Source organism: Paenibacillus sp. FSL M7-1414 (genome assembly GCF_038003195.1).
Lineage (GTDB): Bacteria > Bacillota > Bacilli > Paenibacillales > Paenibacillaceae > Paenibacillus > Paenibacillus amylolyticus.
Genome location: NZ_JBBOOS010000001.1, coordinates 1927683 through 1944599, shown reverse-complemented (window position 1 = coordinate 1944599; position 16917 = coordinate 1927683). Strand labels below are relative to the sequence as shown.

16 protein-coding genes are annotated in these 16917 nt (G+C 45.7%); 1 reads left to right on the top strand and 15 read right to left on the bottom strand.

Annotated features, from left to right (window positions below):
• Window positions 1-9 precede the first annotated feature (9 nt).
• Window positions 10-774: an alpha/beta hydrolase gene (locus tag MHH92_RS08930; RefSeq protein ID WP_074094321.1), complete on the bottom strand. Its 765-nt coding sequence runs from the start codon at window positions 772-774 to the stop codon at window positions 10-12.
• 473 nt (window positions 775-1247) lie between these two features.
• On the opposite strand from MHH92_RS08930, the gene MHH92_RS08925 reads away from it, so the two are divergent.
• On the top strand, window positions 1248-2165 hold the full coding sequence (locus MHH92_RS08925; RefSeq protein WP_340903277.1) for a serine hydrolase domain-containing protein: 918 nt from the start codon (window positions 1248-1250) through the stop codon (window positions 2163-2165).
• Window positions 2166-2266: 101 nt separating this feature from the next.
• Here the strand turns inward: MHH92_RS08925 and MHH92_RS08920 are convergent, their stop codons facing one another.
• The 14 genes from MHH92_RS08920 to MHH92_RS08855 all read right to left on the bottom strand — a co-directional run bounded on the left by MHH92_RS08920 (window position 2267) and on the right by MHH92_RS08855 (window position 16783).
• Window positions 2267-2521, bottom strand: coding sequence for an AbrB/MazE/SpoVT family DNA-binding domain-containing protein (locus MHH92_RS08920; protein ID WP_036610032.1), 255 nt, complete (start codon window positions 2519-2521; stop codon window positions 2267-2269).
• A 166-nt stretch (window positions 2522-2687) separates the two neighbouring features.
• Window positions 2688-3155 carry a tRNA (uridine(34)/cytosine(34)/5-carboxymethylaminomethyluridine(34)-2'-O)-methyltransferase TrmL gene (trmL, locus tag MHH92_RS08915; RefSeq protein ID WP_017689589.1) on the bottom strand — a complete coding sequence of 156 codons (468 nt, stop codon included), beginning with the start codon at window positions 3153-3155 and terminating at the stop codon, window positions 2688-2690.
• 139 nt (window positions 3156-3294) lie between these two features.
• The gene (gene serC, locus MHH92_RS08910; RefSeq protein ID WP_340903275.1) at window positions 3295-4383 is read right to left on the bottom strand and encodes a 3-phosphoserine/phosphohydroxythreonine transaminase; all 1089 of its coding nucleotides are present in this window, start codon (window positions 4381-4383) and stop codon (window positions 3295-3297) included.
• Between the two features lie 239 nt (window positions 4384-4622).
• Window positions 4623-6047: a type I glutamate--ammonia ligase gene (gene glnA / locus MHH92_RS08905; RefSeq protein ID WP_074094318.1), complete on the bottom strand. Its 1425-nt coding sequence runs from the start codon at window positions 6045-6047 to the stop codon at window positions 4623-4625.
• A 413-nt stretch (window positions 6048-6460) separates the two neighbouring features.
• Window positions 6461-7525: a 3-deoxy-7-phosphoheptulonate synthase gene (gene aroF / locus MHH92_RS08900; protein WP_036610039.1), complete on the bottom strand. Its 1065-nt coding sequence runs from the start codon at window positions 7523-7525 to the stop codon at window positions 6461-6463.
• Between the two features lie 293 nt (window positions 7526-7818).
• Window positions 7819-8772: a 4-hydroxy-3-methylbut-2-enyl diphosphate reductase gene (locus MHH92_RS08895; protein ID WP_036669829.1), complete on the bottom strand. Its 954-nt coding sequence runs from the start codon at window positions 8770-8772 to the stop codon at window positions 7819-7821.
• A 67-nt stretch (window positions 8773-8839) separates the two neighbouring features.
• On the bottom strand, window positions 8840-10300 hold the full coding sequence (locus MHH92_RS08890) for a sensor histidine kinase (RefSeq protein ID WP_253507037.1): 1461 nt from the start codon (window positions 10298-10300) through the stop codon (window positions 8840-8842).
• A gap of 1 nt (window position 10301) precedes the next feature.
• Window positions 10302-10991, bottom strand: coding sequence for a response regulator transcription factor (locus MHH92_RS08885; RefSeq protein ID WP_036610048.1), 690 nt, complete (start codon window positions 10989-10991; stop codon window positions 10302-10304).
• Between the two features lie 174 nt (window positions 10992-11165).
• On the bottom strand, window positions 11166-12830 hold the full coding sequence (locus MHH92_RS08880; protein WP_340903270.1) for a S1C family serine protease: 1665 nt from the start codon (window positions 12828-12830) through the stop codon (window positions 11166-11168).
• A gap of 148 nt (window positions 12831-12978) precedes the next feature.
• On the bottom strand, window positions 12979-13641 hold the full coding sequence (locus MHH92_RS08875) for a response regulator (protein WP_017689597.1): 663 nt from the start codon (window positions 13639-13641) through the stop codon (window positions 12979-12981).
• 18 nt (window positions 13642-13659) lie between these two features.
• Window positions 13660-14685: a HAMP domain-containing sensor histidine kinase gene (locus MHH92_RS08870; RefSeq protein ID WP_076252420.1), complete on the bottom strand. Its 1026-nt coding sequence runs from the start codon at window positions 14683-14685 to the stop codon at window positions 13660-13662.
• Window positions 14686-14688: 3 nt separating this feature from the next.
• A complete protein-coding gene (gene liaF, locus MHH92_RS08865) occupies window positions 14689-15717 on the bottom strand; it encodes a cell wall-active antibiotics response protein LiaF (RefSeq protein ID WP_036610055.1) in 1029 nt (342 codons plus the stop codon).
• Between the two features lie 198 nt (window positions 15718-15915).
• Window positions 15916-16131 carry a hypothetical protein gene (locus tag MHH92_RS08860; RefSeq protein WP_036610057.1) on the bottom strand — a complete coding sequence of 72 codons (216 nt, stop codon included), beginning with the start codon at window positions 16129-16131 and terminating at the stop codon, window positions 15916-15918.
• A gap of 112 nt (window positions 16132-16243) precedes the next feature.
• Complete coding sequence (locus tag MHH92_RS08855; RefSeq protein ID WP_081595013.1) at window positions 16244-16783, bottom strand: 3D domain-containing protein; 540 nt, start codon at window positions 16781-16783, stop codon at window positions 16244-16246.
• Between the last annotated feature and the right edge of the window lie 134 nt (window positions 16784-16917).

Here is a 16917-nt window from a genome sequence, read left to right as displayed (position 1 = left end):
TGCATCTCCTCACTCTACTATGGTCTTGTCGTTGTACAGAAAATCAAACATCGTTCTCAGGTGGTGCTCCCAAAATTTCCATTCATGAGCCCCCGGCGTCTCCACATACCGAAAATCAAAGGCAGTCCCCTGCATGTATCTCGCATAGTCGCGATTCATCTCTACAAAGGGGTCACTATCGCCACAGCAACTGAGGATATCCGGTAAAGGAACACCCTGTTCCAGCAGCTTGGCCGACAGTGCGTAAATATCCTGATCGGCTTTCACCTGTAAACGTTCTCCAAAAACCGCTTTCATTTCCTTGATCATGGTCGCTGGCATATGGGGATCATGAAGTCGTGTCTGGATATCCGTTACGCCGGATAGAGACACTACTTTGCGATATCGCTCTGGATAAGTTAGTCCACATTTCAGTGCACCATATCCACCCATGGATAAACCGGCGACGTATGTTTTCTCCGGATCAGGATTCAGATTGAGCAGACGCTTGCATATTTCAGGTAACTCCTGAGTGATGTAGTGGAAGTAGTTCAGGCCGTATTCCATATCGGTGTAATAGCTTCGATTCGCTTCCGGCATAATGATCGTACAGCCATATTGCGCTGCATACATCTCAATTGTGGTTAACCGCTGCCAGGTACTCGCATTATCGCCTGCCCCGTGCAACAGATATAGTGTACCGCCTGAAGTCTCTCCGGAGTCACTGGACACAACATGTATGCTGGTATTCATGCATAAGGTTGGCGATCCAGTTTCGATCGTTATATGTGCCATAAATGTAACCCCTCTCATCATCGCCTGCTGTCTTTACTCATTCGTTTCTCTGGCGTTGGATTGCAGGCTGTTGTAGATTCCCTTGTATTACGATGGGTTATCGAAACGATTTTCTCGAATCGTTTCAAAACATAGCCAACGTTGATTCACATGGACTTCATTACAACACTTTTAATGTGGAAGCGATTTCTTCGAATCGTTTCGAATAAATCATAAGCCCGATGAGTAAATCCTGTCAATAACCTTTTTACAAATTTCGCGTTTTTTTCTCGAAAAAATGCTCTTTTAAGTCTAAATTTGCGTCCAAAGACACTATTATTACGAAAAAATGAAAATTTAGTAAGTGCTATTACAACTTTAATTGACACCAAACCAGGTTTATACTAACATGGGTTCTGATTTTGCATTCTAATTACGGAAACGTTTCACCAACCGATTTTACTCAGGTTTCACCTGATATTAGGGAGGTTAATATGTCTGAGCAACTCAAAGGTTTCATTCATACGATTACGGAGCAACATTTGAACGTTTTTTCCATTCGCATATTACAAAAAGGGCATCTGCTTGCCCATTGGGACCGGGATAAGGATCAGCGCAGGGTACAACATTCCATCAGTAAATCCTTCACATGTATGGCCGTTGGTCTTGCGCTTGAAGAAGGTCTGTTGCATCTGGATGCGACCCTTGGTGATTATTTCTCTTATGATCATGTACCCGTTGCACAACGCAATCTCCCATCGCCGCAAGAATTGAGACTGCGTGATCTTCTCCGAATGACTTCGGGTCATGACTCTCCCCCTCTTTGGGCTGATGAACGAGCTTCATTGACCGAAAAGGACTGGGCGAAATATTATATGTCTCTGCCTCTGGACAGGGTACCTGGAGAACAATTTACATATAGTAGTGGGGATACATTTATGATCTCAGCCATGCTACAGGCTGCTACCGGCCAAACCGTGAAAGATTACCTGACTCCACGGTTATTTGATCCACTTGGCATTCATGATGTAGAGTGGGAAACCTCTCCACTGGGGGTAACGCTTGGCTGTGCAGGTCTTTGGATAAGCAATGAGGAACTGAGTCGATTTGGACAGTTACTGTTGCAGGAGGGCTTTTGGGAAGGCAGACAGCTTGTACCTGCGGATTGGATTCGACAGGCTACGTCCCAGCAAATCGAAACGACTGGAGACGGTGATTGGGGAAAAGGTTACGGGTATCAGTTCTGGATGTGTTCCCATGATGCTTACCGCGCCGATGGCGCCTATGGTCAGTTGTGTATCGTAATTCCCTCAAAGGAAGCTGTCATATGTATTAATAGTGAGGAAGAAAATATGCAAGGCATCCTGAATGCCGTATGGAATGAGGTTTTACCCCTTTACACTCAGCGTTAGTCTACGTATTTTATCTGTTTTTCAAATTGCAATTATGCCATTCAATTGAGAATAAAACAAAAAAAACGCCACGGGGTCAATGGACCCCATGACGTTATTTCTTATCCGTGTTGTGGAAGCTGAGTCATTTCATCTAAACATTGTGCGCATATGTAACGCTCTTTGAACTCGTTGACTTCCTCGATGGATCCGCAGAAAATACATTTTGGACGATATCTCTCCAAGATAATATGGTCCCCTTGTACTAAGATTTCTACAGGATCTCCCTCATTCATTTGATACCTTTTACGCAAAGATTTAGGCAATACGATCCTACCTAATTGGTCAACTTTGCGAACTACTCCAGCTGGCTTCATAGCTACGGCACACCTCTCCTATCTTACTCTAAATTTCTAGGTACATTTGTACTATGTTTATAGATTCGCCAAGATTTTGTCGAATCCTGCTGGAAATAAACATTTTTTGTCCTTTTTTTTGAAAATGTTTTTTTTCCGAATTCTAGCCGTCATTTATAACCAAAATTTATCCTTCTAACCCCGGGAAATTGAGCTGGCGCAACGCTTCATATACAATAATTGCTGCCGAATTGGACAGATTTAATGATCTAACGTCACCAGTCATTGGCATTTTCATGCATGTATCGGGATTCGCAGCAATTAATTCAGGTGGCAGGCCTTTAGTCTCTTTACCAAAAACGAGGAAATCCCCATCCTGAAAATTAAAATCACTATATCGGTTCTTGGCCTTCGTAGTTGCATAGAAGAAACGACCTTCCGGATATTTTTCCTGAACCTCAGCAAATGAGTCGTGGTATTCAATATGGACAGCATGCCAGTAATCCAGCCCTGCACGTTTCAATGTAGCATCATCTGTTCGAAATCCAAGTGGACGTACGAGATGCAGATGGGTACCGGTTGCCGCACAAGTACGCGAAATATTGCCTGTGTTCGCCGGAATTTCTGGTTCAACCAGAACGATGTGTAAAGCCATATGTGTTCAATCTCCTTTTCATTTCATGTTGACGACAATCCTCTAATCTTAAAGAAAAGCCCTCCACACGTCAATGTGGAAGGCTCTGGTAAGGCACAGGATAAGACACAAAGGTCCATTACACCGTACCTATACTTAATTATCCATTTGTCTTCTGGAAGTGGCTCATGAAATCTGTCAGTGCCTTAACACTTTCATAAGGAGCAGCATTATAAATGGAGGCACGGAGACCACCCACACTGCGATGTCCTTTCAAACCTACAAATCCTTCTTCCTCCGAAGCCTTGATGAACTTTTTCTCCAATTCTTCAGAAGCAAGACGGAAGGTTACATTCATGAGGGAACGATCTTCTTGTTCCACACAACCACGGTAGAAATCACCGGAACCATCAATTGTGTTATAGAGCAATTCCGCTTTTTTCGTATTTTTTCGCTCAATACCAGCCAGTCCGCCCTGTTCTTCAATCCATTTCAATACTTCATTCACCATATATACCGAGAAGGATGGCGGCGTATTGTACAGGGAGTTGTTATCTACATGTGTGCTGTAACGAAGCATGGTTGGAATCGTTTTAGGCGATTCGCTCACCAGTTCCTCACGAGCAATTACAACCGTAATTCCGGATGGACCCAGGTTCTTCTGTGCACCCGCGTAGATCATGCCGAACTGATTAAGATCAAATGGTTTACAGAAAATATCACTCGACATGTCCGCAATCAGAGGTACTGAACCGGTATCCGGGAACGACTTGAATTGCGTACCTTCGATCGTTTCGTTGGAAGTCAGATGCACATAAGCCGTACGTTCTGGCAAACTCAGATTCGAAACATCCGGCAATTTCATGAACTTCTCTGCTTCTGAAGATGCAGCAACATGTGTCTCGCCGATCAACTTCGCCTCAGACAGAGCCTTCTTCGCCCAGCTGCCAGTCATCACGTAACTTGCAGTCTGCCCTGCACCGAGCAGGTTCATTGGCAACATCGCGAACTGAGTGCTTGCACCGCCCTGCAGAAAGAGAACCTTGTATCCTTTTGGACTGCCTAGAAGCGACAACAACCGCTCCTGAGCTTCATTATGTACAGACTCATACACCGCTCCACGGTGAGACATCTCCATAATCGACATGCCTGTATTACGAAAATCTACAAATTCCGCCTGTGCACGCTCCAGTACCTCAAGTGGTAACGCCGCAGGTCCTGCATTAAAGTTATACGCTCTTTTTGTCACAAAATCCCCCGCCCTTTCCATCCGTAACTCTGACATACAAAGTGAATATTATCGCTATGATATCAGTATTCTCTATCTGCTTCAAGGGCAATATGCACTGAAGTGTTGAATTCAGGTCATCAAATTCCTTTATCACCCTGCAAAGTTAAAGCACTACATTGTTTAATTCAAGGAAAAGCCTCCGAGAGCGTGTCCCGGAGGCTTTAAGTTGGAACAAGAACTGTTCCGACCCCAACCGATTAGCAGTCGAAGTAGAGGCTGTACTCGTGCGGATGAATGCGGATCGCTACTGCTTTCGCTTCATCACGTTTGAGGTTGATGTAGTTTTCAATGAATTCTTTTGTGAATACGCCGCCTTCAGTCAAGAACTCGTTATCAGCTGCCAATGCATCAAGTGCTTCTTCGAGGGAAGCTGGCACACTGCGGATGTTTTCTTTATCTGCATCAGACAGGTCATAGATGTTTTTGTCGAGCGGACCATATCCAAGCTCAGTTGGGTTGATTTTACGTTTGATTCCATCCAGACCCGCCATCAACATTGCGGAGAATGCCAAGTATGGGTTAGCTGTGGAGTCTGGTGTACGGAACTCGATACGACAACCTTTTGGTGTCACAGCTGCAACCGGAATACGAACTGCCGCGGAACGGTTACCTTTGGAGTAAACCAAGTTTACTGGTGCTTCGTAACCAGGTACAAGACGTTTGAATGAGTTTGTACTAGGGTTAGTCAAAGCGATCAGTGCCGGAGCATGGTACAAGATACCTCCGATGTAGTGCAGAGCCATTTCACTCAGGTTAGCATATCCCGCTTTGTCATAGAACAATGGGGAATCGCCATCAAAGATGGATTGGTGAACGTGCATTCCGCTACCATTATCACCGAACAATGGTTTTGGCATGAATGTTGCTACTTTACCATATTGACGTGCAGTGTTGTGCACGATGTATTTGTATGCAAGCAGGTTATCTGCTGTTTTCTTCAATGTATCAAAACGGAAGTTGATTTCGGCTTGACCCGCTGTCGCCACTTCATGGTGATGACGCTCGATCGACAGGCCCGCTTCTTCCAAAAGGCGACACATTTCGCTACGGATATCTTGTTGTGTATCCACTGGCGCTACTGGAACATATCCACCTTTAGTGCGTACTTTGAAACCAAGGTTTCCGCCTTCTTCTTTGCGGTTCGTGTTCCATGAAGCTTCTTCGGAATCTACATAGTAAGAAGAGCTGTTCGTGCCGCTCTCATAACGTACATCGTCGAAGATGAAGAACTCGGATTCAGGTGCGAAGAATGCCGCTGTACCTACACCGCTCTCTTGCAAATAAGCTTCTGCTTTAACAGCGATGCTGCGTGGGTCACGCTCATAACGCTCGCCATCTGGAGTGAAGATATCACACATAACATTCAATGTAGGGTGTGCAGTGAACGGATCGACATAAGTCGCTTCAGGGTCTGGCATCATAACCATATCGGACTCTTCAATTCCGCGGAAACCTTGGATAGAAGAACCGTCAAAAGCTACTCCATTTACGAACGTGTCTGCATCAACAGCCGAAGCTGGCAACGAGATATGATGTGCACGACCAGCTAAATCTACAAAACGAAAATCTACCCACTCGATGTTGTTCTCTTGAATTGATTTCAATACGTTTTCAACCGACATGTATTCGTCCTCCCAAATATTCCGAACATTAAACAACCCCACTAAGAAAATGTCTAAATTCGAATTTTTTTCTGTCGTCATTATAAATTTTAAAATATGACATCGTCAATACTTATGTAAGGTATTTTTTGAAGGGATGTTAGATATACTCACACTTTATAAATAACATAAATTCATATAACAACTAGTTTTATATACATTTAACTGGTTTAATGCGGTAAAGCGACCCCTATTTTAACCTAAATCATGGGAAAAACTTCACATCATAAATGTTTCTTATCACTATTGATTAATAAATACGTTCAAAACTGCAAAATATGCAAAAAACCGAGCATCTATCTGATTCCGTTGCAATGAACGAGATCAGAGGAGATGCCCGGATGATGATCCAGACCTTGACTATGAAATTCTTATTAAACGCCTACACGTGCCGGGAAAAATTCTGCCGGTTGTTTGGCTGTGCTGAATGATTTACCCACGATTGGTGCCAATTTCTCCAGATCCTGCAATAGGTTAGCGAATTGGTCAGGGAACAAAGACTGCACACCATCTCCTGTCATGGAGTTATCCGGATCGGTATGCATTTCAATGATCAGGCCATTGGCACCCGCAGCAACGGAAGCTTTTGTCATCGGTTCCACCAGTTCACGTCGTCCAGTACCATGACTCGGGTCAGAAATAACCGGCAAATGGCTCAGAGACTGCAGAACAGGGATCGCGGACAGATCCAGCGTATTCCGTGTGTAGGATTCAAACGTACGAATACCACGTTCACACAGCATAACATTTGGGTTACCACCCGCAAGAATGTATTCAGCCGCATTCAACAATTCATCGTATGTCGCACTGAAACCACGTTTCAACAATACCGGCTTGCCACACTCACCCAATTTGCGGAGCAGGTCAAAGTTCTGCATGTTACGTGTACCTACTTGCAGAATATCTGCGTACTCGGCGCAAATATCCACATACTCAGGTGTCATGACTTCTGTAATGGTCAGCAAATCATGTTTCTTGCCTGCTTCCGCCATCATGATCAATCCTTCTACACCCGTTCCCTGGAAGCTGTAAGGACCCGTACGAGGCTTAAATGCACCACCACGTAACACTTGCCCACCAGCAGCTTTCACAAGCCCTGCAATCTCATCAATCTGTGCAGCGGATTCAACCGCACATGGTCCGCCCATGACAACAAGTTCTTTTCCGCCGATATCTACACCTTTGATGGAGATCACCGTATCTTCCGGATGGAAGTCGCGGCTTGCCAACTTGTAGGACTTCGAGATTTTAACGACATTCTCGACACCTTTCATTTGGCGAAGATGCTCTTGCATTTTAGGTTCAACTTTACCAATCAAACCAATGATAGTACGATCCTCTCCGCGAGAGATATGCACCTGAAGCCCTTCTTTTTCAATAACTGCAACGATATCCTGAATCTGTTCCTCCGGTGTAGCTTTGCCTGCAATAACGATCATATTAATTCCCATCCTTCCTTGTATGAGAGCACAATAATTTCCTTAACGTGCGTCTGATTAAATATAAAAACTCTGTCGCGCTTAAACGCTTGTTCGCTTTTAAGCTTTTATCCGTTAAAGTGAATATACCATAGTTATCTGATTGCGTCAAGGTACACATTCCTTATCCATATACAAAAAAAGAATCCTGCTCCACAGGCTCCGACATTCGGATCTGCATAACAGGATTCTTCTCATTCACATTTCGTTTTTAATTCACATACACTTAGACTTACTTTTACATTTCCTTTGCCCTAAGGTGTACGTGTTTTTTCTCTAACTGGAGGCAACAGTTTGCTCATGTTCACGGTACGTTTGATCTCCCACGTCTCCGGCTTGTCATGTTCATACTGCTCCAGGTAAAGGATGACTTCCTTCGTAATCGGTGTTGGTGTTGATGCACCCGAAGTAACCGCCACCTTATTTACACCTTTCAGCCATTCTTGCTGAATCTCGGAAACATCGGATACACGGTAGGCCGTAACACCTGCAATCTCCTCCGACACTTGTGCCAGACGGTTAGAGTTATTGCTGCGAGGATCACCCACCACGATAACTAGGTCCGATTGACCTGCCTGTTCCGCAACAGCTTCCTGACGAACCTGAGTTGCGAGGCAAATCTCATTATGAATCTCTGCGCCCGGAAACTTCTCCAGCAGACGGCTCATAATGTGTTTGATATCCCACTGGCTCATCGTTGTCTGATTTGTAATAAGGATTTTGCCTGGAGATACGTTCAGTTCTTCGATCTCTTCTTCCTTCTCGATTAGGTGAACGAGATCTGGTGCAACACCTACGGCACCTTCTGGTTCAGGGTGATTCTTTTTGCCGATATAGATGATCTGATAACCCTCTGCCGTCTTCTCCCGAATGAGATCATGGGTCTTAGTGACATCAGGGCATGTTGCATCCACTGTTGTCAATCCTTTGTCCCGTGCCAACTTGCGCACTTCAGGAGATACACCATGAGCTGTGAAAATAATCGTGCCACTCTCCACTTGGCTCAAAATATCCATCCGGTTCGGACCATCCAATGTAATAATACCTTCATCTTCAAAGGAATCCGTCACATGTTGGTTATGCACAATCATACCCAATATATAAATAGGTCGTGGTAAATCCAGATTGCGTGCCGCTTGACGCGCGAGCACCATCGCATCCACAACGCCGTAACAATATCCCCGCGGCGAAATTCGTAGTACTTCCACTTGGTTGCCACCCGCTTTCTTTCTCGGCAACGTTGCCGATGTAATTGCAGTCCTGTCTATTATACCTTTATTCGATAGGCGGAGCAAAGACAACCGGCAACCAGATAATAAAGGTGGTTCCTTCTCCACGTCTGGTCACAACCTCAACCGATCCATGGTGTTCCTCAATAATCCACTTCGCAATCGAAAGTCCCAGACCGATGCCCGGTGTAGCCCCGCGGGATTCATCTGCCCGATAGAAGCGATCAAAGATGAACGGCACTTCGTCCCGATCCATCCCAATACCGGTGTCGCTAATGCGTAGTCCCACCTGGCCCTTGTATAATACGGCATCCAGCGTCACAGAGCCTTCAGGTGTGTATTTAAATGCATTTTCGATGAAAATAAACAGCATCTGTTGCAGATAGTCCTTGCTACCATTCACATAAATGCCGTTCAGGATGGAAAAATCTCCTGGAAGCCAGTCTGCCTGACGATCCAGAAATTGCGCTCTGCGTGCTACTTCCTGTACGAGTATCTGCAGCGGGATCGGATTCAGTTCAATTTTCTGACCCGTATCCGCTCTCGCCAGCGATAACATGTCGCTGATCAGCCTGCTCATACGTTTTCCCTCGTCAGCCATGTCTTCAATGGCTTCCAGCGACATTTGTTTGACAGTCTCCTCATCCAGATTCGGTCGGTCGGTTCCTTCCTGATCCCACAGCTTCTTCAAGAAGTCCACGTTCCCGCGAATGGTGGTCAGCGGCGTACGAAGTTCATGCGACGCATCGGATACAAAGCGGCGCTGGGCAGCATTCGTCTCCTCCAAACCACGGAATGACAATTCTGTACGTTCAAGCATATTATTCACCGTTTCAATCAGACGTCCGATCTCATCCTTCGGCCCGGCATATTGAATACGTACACTTAAGTCATCTCCAGATTGAATCTGATTGGCGGCATCAATGACAGTCACGAGCGGACGCATCGACTTGCGAGCCAGGACGAGACCTGAGGTAATAGCGAGGGCCATCGCTACCAGCCAGCCAAAAACCAAAATATTAAGCAACGCTTCCAGCAAGCGCTCCTGTGAACTTACATTCGCACCAACCTGAAGAATCCCACGTACTTCATTGGTTCCCTGAAGAGAAAGGGGAAGCTGATTCACCAGAAACGGTGTACCATCCACATAGATCTTGGATATGCCTCGCTTTTCAAGAATTTCATTGGCTTTTAATACCGGAAACTGAATCTCCAGTTTTTTCATATTGCCGGAAATTATGCCTGAGCGACTCTGATAATCCCAGAGTTGAATGTAAATTTGTGCCTCCTGAAGCTGGCTCTCTGTAAATGGGTCCAGATCCAACGACTGCGAAAGAGGATTTACACCAATTTGATCCGTAATCCGGGCACTTTTCACCTTTAATTGCTGTTCGACTTCCTGATAGGAATTAAAATAAACAAAGGCATAGATGACAACCCCCCAAAAAATAAGCACGGCGGCCAGAATACCAGAATACCATGCGGTTAGTCTTAACCGAATGGACATGTCAGGAGTCACCTCTCAGAATATAACCGGCTCCCCGGATGGTCTGGATTAGACGTTTGCCACCGTATTCTTCAGTCTTCTGTCTGAGCATGGCAATGTATACTTCAAGCACGTTAGACTCACCGCTGTAATCATAACCCCAGATTTTATCCATAATCAGATCACGGGACAGTACCCGTCTTGGATTTTGCATGAACAGATTCAACAGTTCGAATTCTTTGGCAGTCAGCTCCAGACGCTGCCCATCTCGCAATACTTCACGTGAGTCATTGTCCAAAATGATATCTTCATACATTAAGCGGTTGTCCGGCGTACCCGCACTATCTGACTTGCGGCGCAGCAATGCACGGACACGTGCCAATAATTCTTCCAGCGCAAAAGGTTTTACAAGGTAGTCATCGGCTCCTGTGTCCAGTCCGGTCACCCGGCTCTGTACTTCATCCTTGGCCGTCAGCATCAGCACAGGCACTTTACTGCCTGCTTCTCTCAATCTGCGACATACCTCAAATCCGTCAATCTGCGGCATCATCACATCCAGCACAACGATGTCCGGCTCCTTGTCCATCAGTTTGCTGAGGCCTTCGGCTCCATTAGAAGCCGTCTGTACCTCATATCCTTCAAAAGCCAGCCCCCGGCGGAGCATGGATACAATTTTTTCGTCATCATCCACAATCAAAATAGTTGAGCGCATGGTGGTCTTTCTCCTTTATCCTAACGTTTTATCCATTGTAACAGGCAGAAGCACAATCTGCATCTTCAAGTAGGCGTCTCCAATTCGTCCTGGTCCATTGTAACTCTGCTTCATCAGGGCAAAAAAACGGAAGGGCCTTCAAACCCTTCCGTTCTGTCAATCCTTACCTGATATTTATGGTTGCTGCTGTTGTGTATCTGTTGTTTGTGAAGTATCAAAATCATTTTTATTGCCGATTTTGATTTTCAGATCCATTTTCTTACCGTCACGCACCACGTTTAATGTCACTTCACTGCCGATCTTCTGTTTCTTGATGAAATCAATCAGGTCTTGACTTGTCGCATAAGGCGTACCGTTGGCACCTGTGATGATGTCATATGCACGAAGATCTGCTTGGTAAGCCGGTGATTGGAAGATCGTGCTGGCTACAACTGAACCTTCGGTAACGTCTGTTCCCATTTGTTTAGCAACTTCAGGCGTGAGAGCCATCAGAGACGCACCGATAAAGGGTACTGGCTCTTTGGGAACTTCTTTGTTCTCTTTAAGATATTTAACGGCTTCAGAGATGACGCTCGACGGGATTGCAAAACCAATTCCCTGTGCATCTGCGCTTACTGCAACGTTCATTCCGATAACTTCCCCATTCAGGTTAAGCAACGGACCACCGGAGTTACCCGGATTAATCGAAGCATCTGTTTGCAGCAAATGGCTGTACTCACGTGTTTTTCCTGTTTCTTCATCTGGAATGCTGATCGTACGTTCTTTGGCACTCAGTACACCTGCTGTAACCGTGTGTTCGAATCCTTCAGGGTTACCAATAGCTACAAGCCATTCACCGACTTGAGTACTGTTGGAATCACCCAGTGGAGCTACAGGGAACGCATCGTCACCACTATTTTTCTCAATTTTCAATACAGCCAAATCCAGATCAAAGCTGCTTCCCAGCAATTTAGCCTCATAAGGCTTGCTGTTGTTCTCCAGGGTTACCTGGATTACATCTGCACCCTGAACAACGTGTTGGTTCGTCAGGATATATCCTTCTTTGTCAAAAATGAACCCGGAACCAATGCCCATAGGCACAAGCTGATTACCGCTTTGTGGTTGCTGGCTTTGGCCTTGATTGCCTTCCGTTCCGCCCCCATTACCAAAGAAGTATTGGTACAGCGGATCACTTGTATTTGATCCACCCTGACCCAATCCTGTACGTGAGGACTGCTTCGCGAGTGTTTCGATTTTGACGACAGCCGGACTTGTACTTGTTACTACGGAAGACACATCTTCTTTGCCTGTTGGCAGTAACGACGCTGTGACATTGTTGCCTCCGCCTGTGTTTGTGGACGCTTCCTGTCCTGAACTTTGATTGTCTGTGTTCGTAAGTGCCGTCTCCGGTGTGAACATGTTTGTTCTATCAGCTGTGTACATGAGAACGGTGATGACCAGCATCCCGGCAATAAAGGAAAATAGAAGTGATCTTACGGAAGAACGTGGCTTGCGGTTATTATAGTTCCAGTTGCCTTTGCCGCCATTCCCTTGATCTCCACCGTTACCTGAGCCGTTTCCGCCGCCTGCTGATGATCTTTTCGCTTGTTCGGATGGTTCACTATTATAGTAAGTAGGTACGGGTCTCACCGGATCAGGTTTTGTAATCTCTACATTTCCTTCTTCACGCTGATTAGTGCTTCCCATGTGATTTGCTGTATCTTCCTGATTCACGGACTGAAAAGGTCCATAAGAATAATAATAGGAGGATTCGTCCGTTCCGGAAGAATTGCGATTCTCCGTTTGTTTGGTTTCGTTTTCCTCGTCTTGACGGTTCGATCTATAGTTGCGTTCGTCCATGCCTCTCTACCTCCCAATCTCTTATTCGCAAGAGATATTCTTTAACTGTCCTTATTTTGTACTTTAAACCTTAACCGTACCTTAAAAACAATTAAAAAGGAGATAAAAGCACATAAGAATAGACTCTTTTCCCCGTCACGACAGCATTTTACCCTTTCGTTTTCACCCATCCCTGACGATGCGCATAGATGGCCAACTGTGTACGATCGTCCATCTCACATTTCATCAGCAGGTTACTTACATGTGTTTTGACGGTTTTGATACTGATATGTAATTCTTCTCCGATATCTTTGTTGGTCTTTCCCTCTGCAATAAGCAGCAGCACTTCCTTCTCCCGTTCAGTCAGTCCCGATTCACTCTCTCTCGCTGTACGTTGTCTGATTCCCCGGGTTAACGCCTGCGAAACATCACCTGTCATAACAGGCATGCCTCTATATGCCCCTTGCAGAGCATAGATCAGTTCTTCAGCAGAGACTGTCTTCAGTACATAACTTACCGCACCCGCTTCAATCGCTTGTACAACCAGATCATCCTCCAGGAAACTGGTGAGCATCACAATTTTCATCCCTGGAAATTCAGTCATGATGGCTTTTGTTGCTTCAGCGCCATTCATTACAGGCATCATCAGATCCATCAGAATCAGGTCCGGCATTTCACTATCATTTAACTTACGTAACTGATCAAGCGCATCCTGCCCATGGCCCGCTTCTCCCATCACATGAAAAGTAGGTTCCAGCATCAGATATGTTTTCAAGCCCATGCGCACCATATCATGGTCATCCACAATCATCACGTTTACTTTACCACTCATTGCGTCTCCCCCTCTGGTTCACTCAGGAACGTTCGGGAATTTCGGGATCAATACCCGCACCGTCGTTCCCGCTCCCGGTTTCGATATAATCTGAACTTGCCCCCCAAGCTTCTCCGCCCGTTCACGCATGGTAGATAACCCGTATGAACCCGGACGCTCCGCTTGCTGTAAAAATCCCTGACCATCATCGCTGATGCTCATACTGATCTGATGTTCACTCTCCCGTATGGACAGACTAACCACTCCAGCCTCTGCATGCTTCACAACATTGGCAACCGCCTCCTGAATAACAAGAAACAGCTGGTGCTCAATGGCATCCGAGATTCCGCCATCCAGTTCCAGCTCTTTCACACCTTTAAGACCATTCTGCCTGCAATAATCAGGAAACCAACTATCCAGTGCTGCGGTGAGGTCACGCCCTTCCAGCTCCACCGGTCGAAGTTGGGCAATAAGTCCTCGCATCTGACGCTGTGCAATATGCGACATCTGGATTAACTGGTCCAGTACTTTACCGCCATGTTCCGGATTCATCTCCAGCAGTCGCGGTAAGGACGAAGCCGACATATGCATGGCAAACAGCTGCTGGCTAACCGTGTCATGGAGGTCCCTTGCCATTCGTTTGCGCTCTTCAAGCACAGCCCGCTCCGAGGCTTGCTCCTTCTCAATGACTTCCTGCTCACCGAGGCGCTGAAGCAGTCTCATCTTTTTCTCAATCGAATCCATCATGACATTGAACTCCTGATAGACACGACCAAACGAAGCGTCATCCGCTTCAGGCATGCGCACCGCCAGATTACCCTTGGATACTTTCAACATGTTGAGATCAAGCAGGTCGATCTTGCGTTGGAGTCGTAATGCAGCGATATATCCGGTTATAGCGGTGGCCAGCACAACAACGGCAACATAGGTCCATGCCCGCTGACGACCAGCCCCCATCAACACCTCTCCATACAATAGATAGAATCCGCCCAGTGTAATCAGACCAGTTAGCGCAAAATACATCATCAGTTCCCATTTATTGGCCTTGAGAATTGTTCGAATCATGCATTAACCCACCTTATTCACTTTGACGTCTCCGATAAACACACTTACAATAATCCGTACCTTTTTGCTTGCTTCATGGTAATGGGCAGTTTCAGCCTGGGCACTACTCAGGAATCCGCCGCGTTTCTGATTCAACAGTGACATATCTCCAATGAAGGAATTTGTCGTCACCGTCACACCCAGATCCATATCTTCCGGAACAAATACTTTCACATCCCCAATAAATGAAGAAATGACAATCTTCGTCTCCCCATAAGGAATCTGTGCCTTCGTCAAATCAATTACAGTATCTCCGATAAAAGCCGAGATGTTCATTGGTTTCAACGAGAACACTTCCTGCCCCATGTACAGATCACCGATGAACGCCGATTTATTAATGGTATTGCCACTGCCATAATCCCCATAACCATTTCCGTAGCCATCATCATAATGTTCTCCGTATCCGGTATCGTTAGAGTTATACGATTGATGTTTCTTCTTATATTGATGCCCTTGTGATGATGAATCCGTTGATCCTGTGAAGTGAGGGCCATGTGCATCGTTTTTCTGTTCCTGTTTTGGTTTGCCAAATGTTTTCTCGAACTGTTCGTCAAACGATGACGGCATCTCCAGATCCTCCGGAGCCAACGGTTTATAAGGTTGCTCAGGTGCTGGAGGTGGCTGCATCTTGTCATGATGTTTCCGATCACGACGTCGTGGCCCGATCAGTACGAACAATCCTCCGCCAATCAGCATAACCGGGATCAGATAACGAATGAACTCCCCCATGGAGTAATCAATCCATCCCAGGTTACGGGCAAGAAAGTAACCACCAATTGCCAGTACAATTACCGGTCCTATAAAGGCGTAACCCCCGTTGCGACGAATCTCGGAGATTCCTTTGACCCCCCACCAGATTAGAAATAACGGCCAATATGTTCTGAAAATATATCCTACATCAATGTCATATCCCAATTGTCTGAACAAGATCATCGCACCAATAGCAATAAGAGGTATGCCAACCCACCAGCGGTCACGCGTCGATCGTTTCATCGCTCATGTCTCCTTTGTCTGTATTATGTAATCAGTGTAACTCAGACAAGACAATGAGAACAGCGGCGGCAGGTGGAATTCATCTCGGTCTTGAGACTGAGATGGGAGGATATTAATGTAAAAAACTTCGCATATGTAAAACACCCCGGAGCTGCAGCTCCAGGGTGCTGAATCTTCATTTGATTAATGAATCTTCAATTATTTTTTGTATTTCGATGCTTTGCCTTGACCTTGGCCAGTTTGGCCTGTGTTTTCTACACCGAACTCGGCATTGTATTTTTCATCAGGTGTTTGGAAATTATCTTGTACTTTGTTTTGAGCGGATTGCTTCACTTTTGCTGCTGCATTCTCTTCTCCAAACTCTGCATTGTACTTCTCGTTTGGCGTTTGGTACCCTTGTGATTTTTTAGCCACAACGAATCACCTCTCTCTTCATATTTACGATGCATTGCTACACCGCGGGGTTCGTCCCCAGTCAGTATTATGTGAAGAGAGCACTTCAGTTATTCATGTTCAACATGTGAAATTAAATGGCCTTGTCCAACCACGAATCAGGTACAGATTTGTACACATCGATTGCATCGGCCAACTCGCTGAGCATCTTTTCTGTGCATTTCCCAGCGCCTTGCCTGATCACCTGTACCTCCACATCCTTTTTGCCCCACTCTTTGTACACTTGCTTGGTTGTCGGGAAATACAGATCGATTTTATTACCTTTGATCGCTGAACCCGTATCTGCAACAATTCCGTAACCATAGCCTGGAATGTACAGAATGGAACCCATTGGGAACAATTTTGGATCAGCTGCAATCGTGGAAACTGTTTCTTTATCACGACGTACTTTGACACCGGAATACGTAATTCCGTATTGAGGATGTTTGGGTCCTTTTCCTGTAGACTCAACACCTGCCGTATATCCCGTTGCTGTAACCTTTTGTGTACCCAGGATTTGTTCTGAACGCGGAGCAAGCACAGGCATAGACGGATCTGCCACTTGTTTCTCTGGAAGCTCAGGTCTTGGAATGACCATTGGTTGTGGTGACCACAATAAAGCCATATACACCATGGTCGTCAACTGAGCCTCATCGCTGTATTGATGGCTAACCTGTTCCGGAAATTCTTGATCAGACTTGCTCGAAGTTTCAATAATTGGACCTTCAATGCCGCTGCTCTGACTCTCGACATGCAGTACTGTACTTT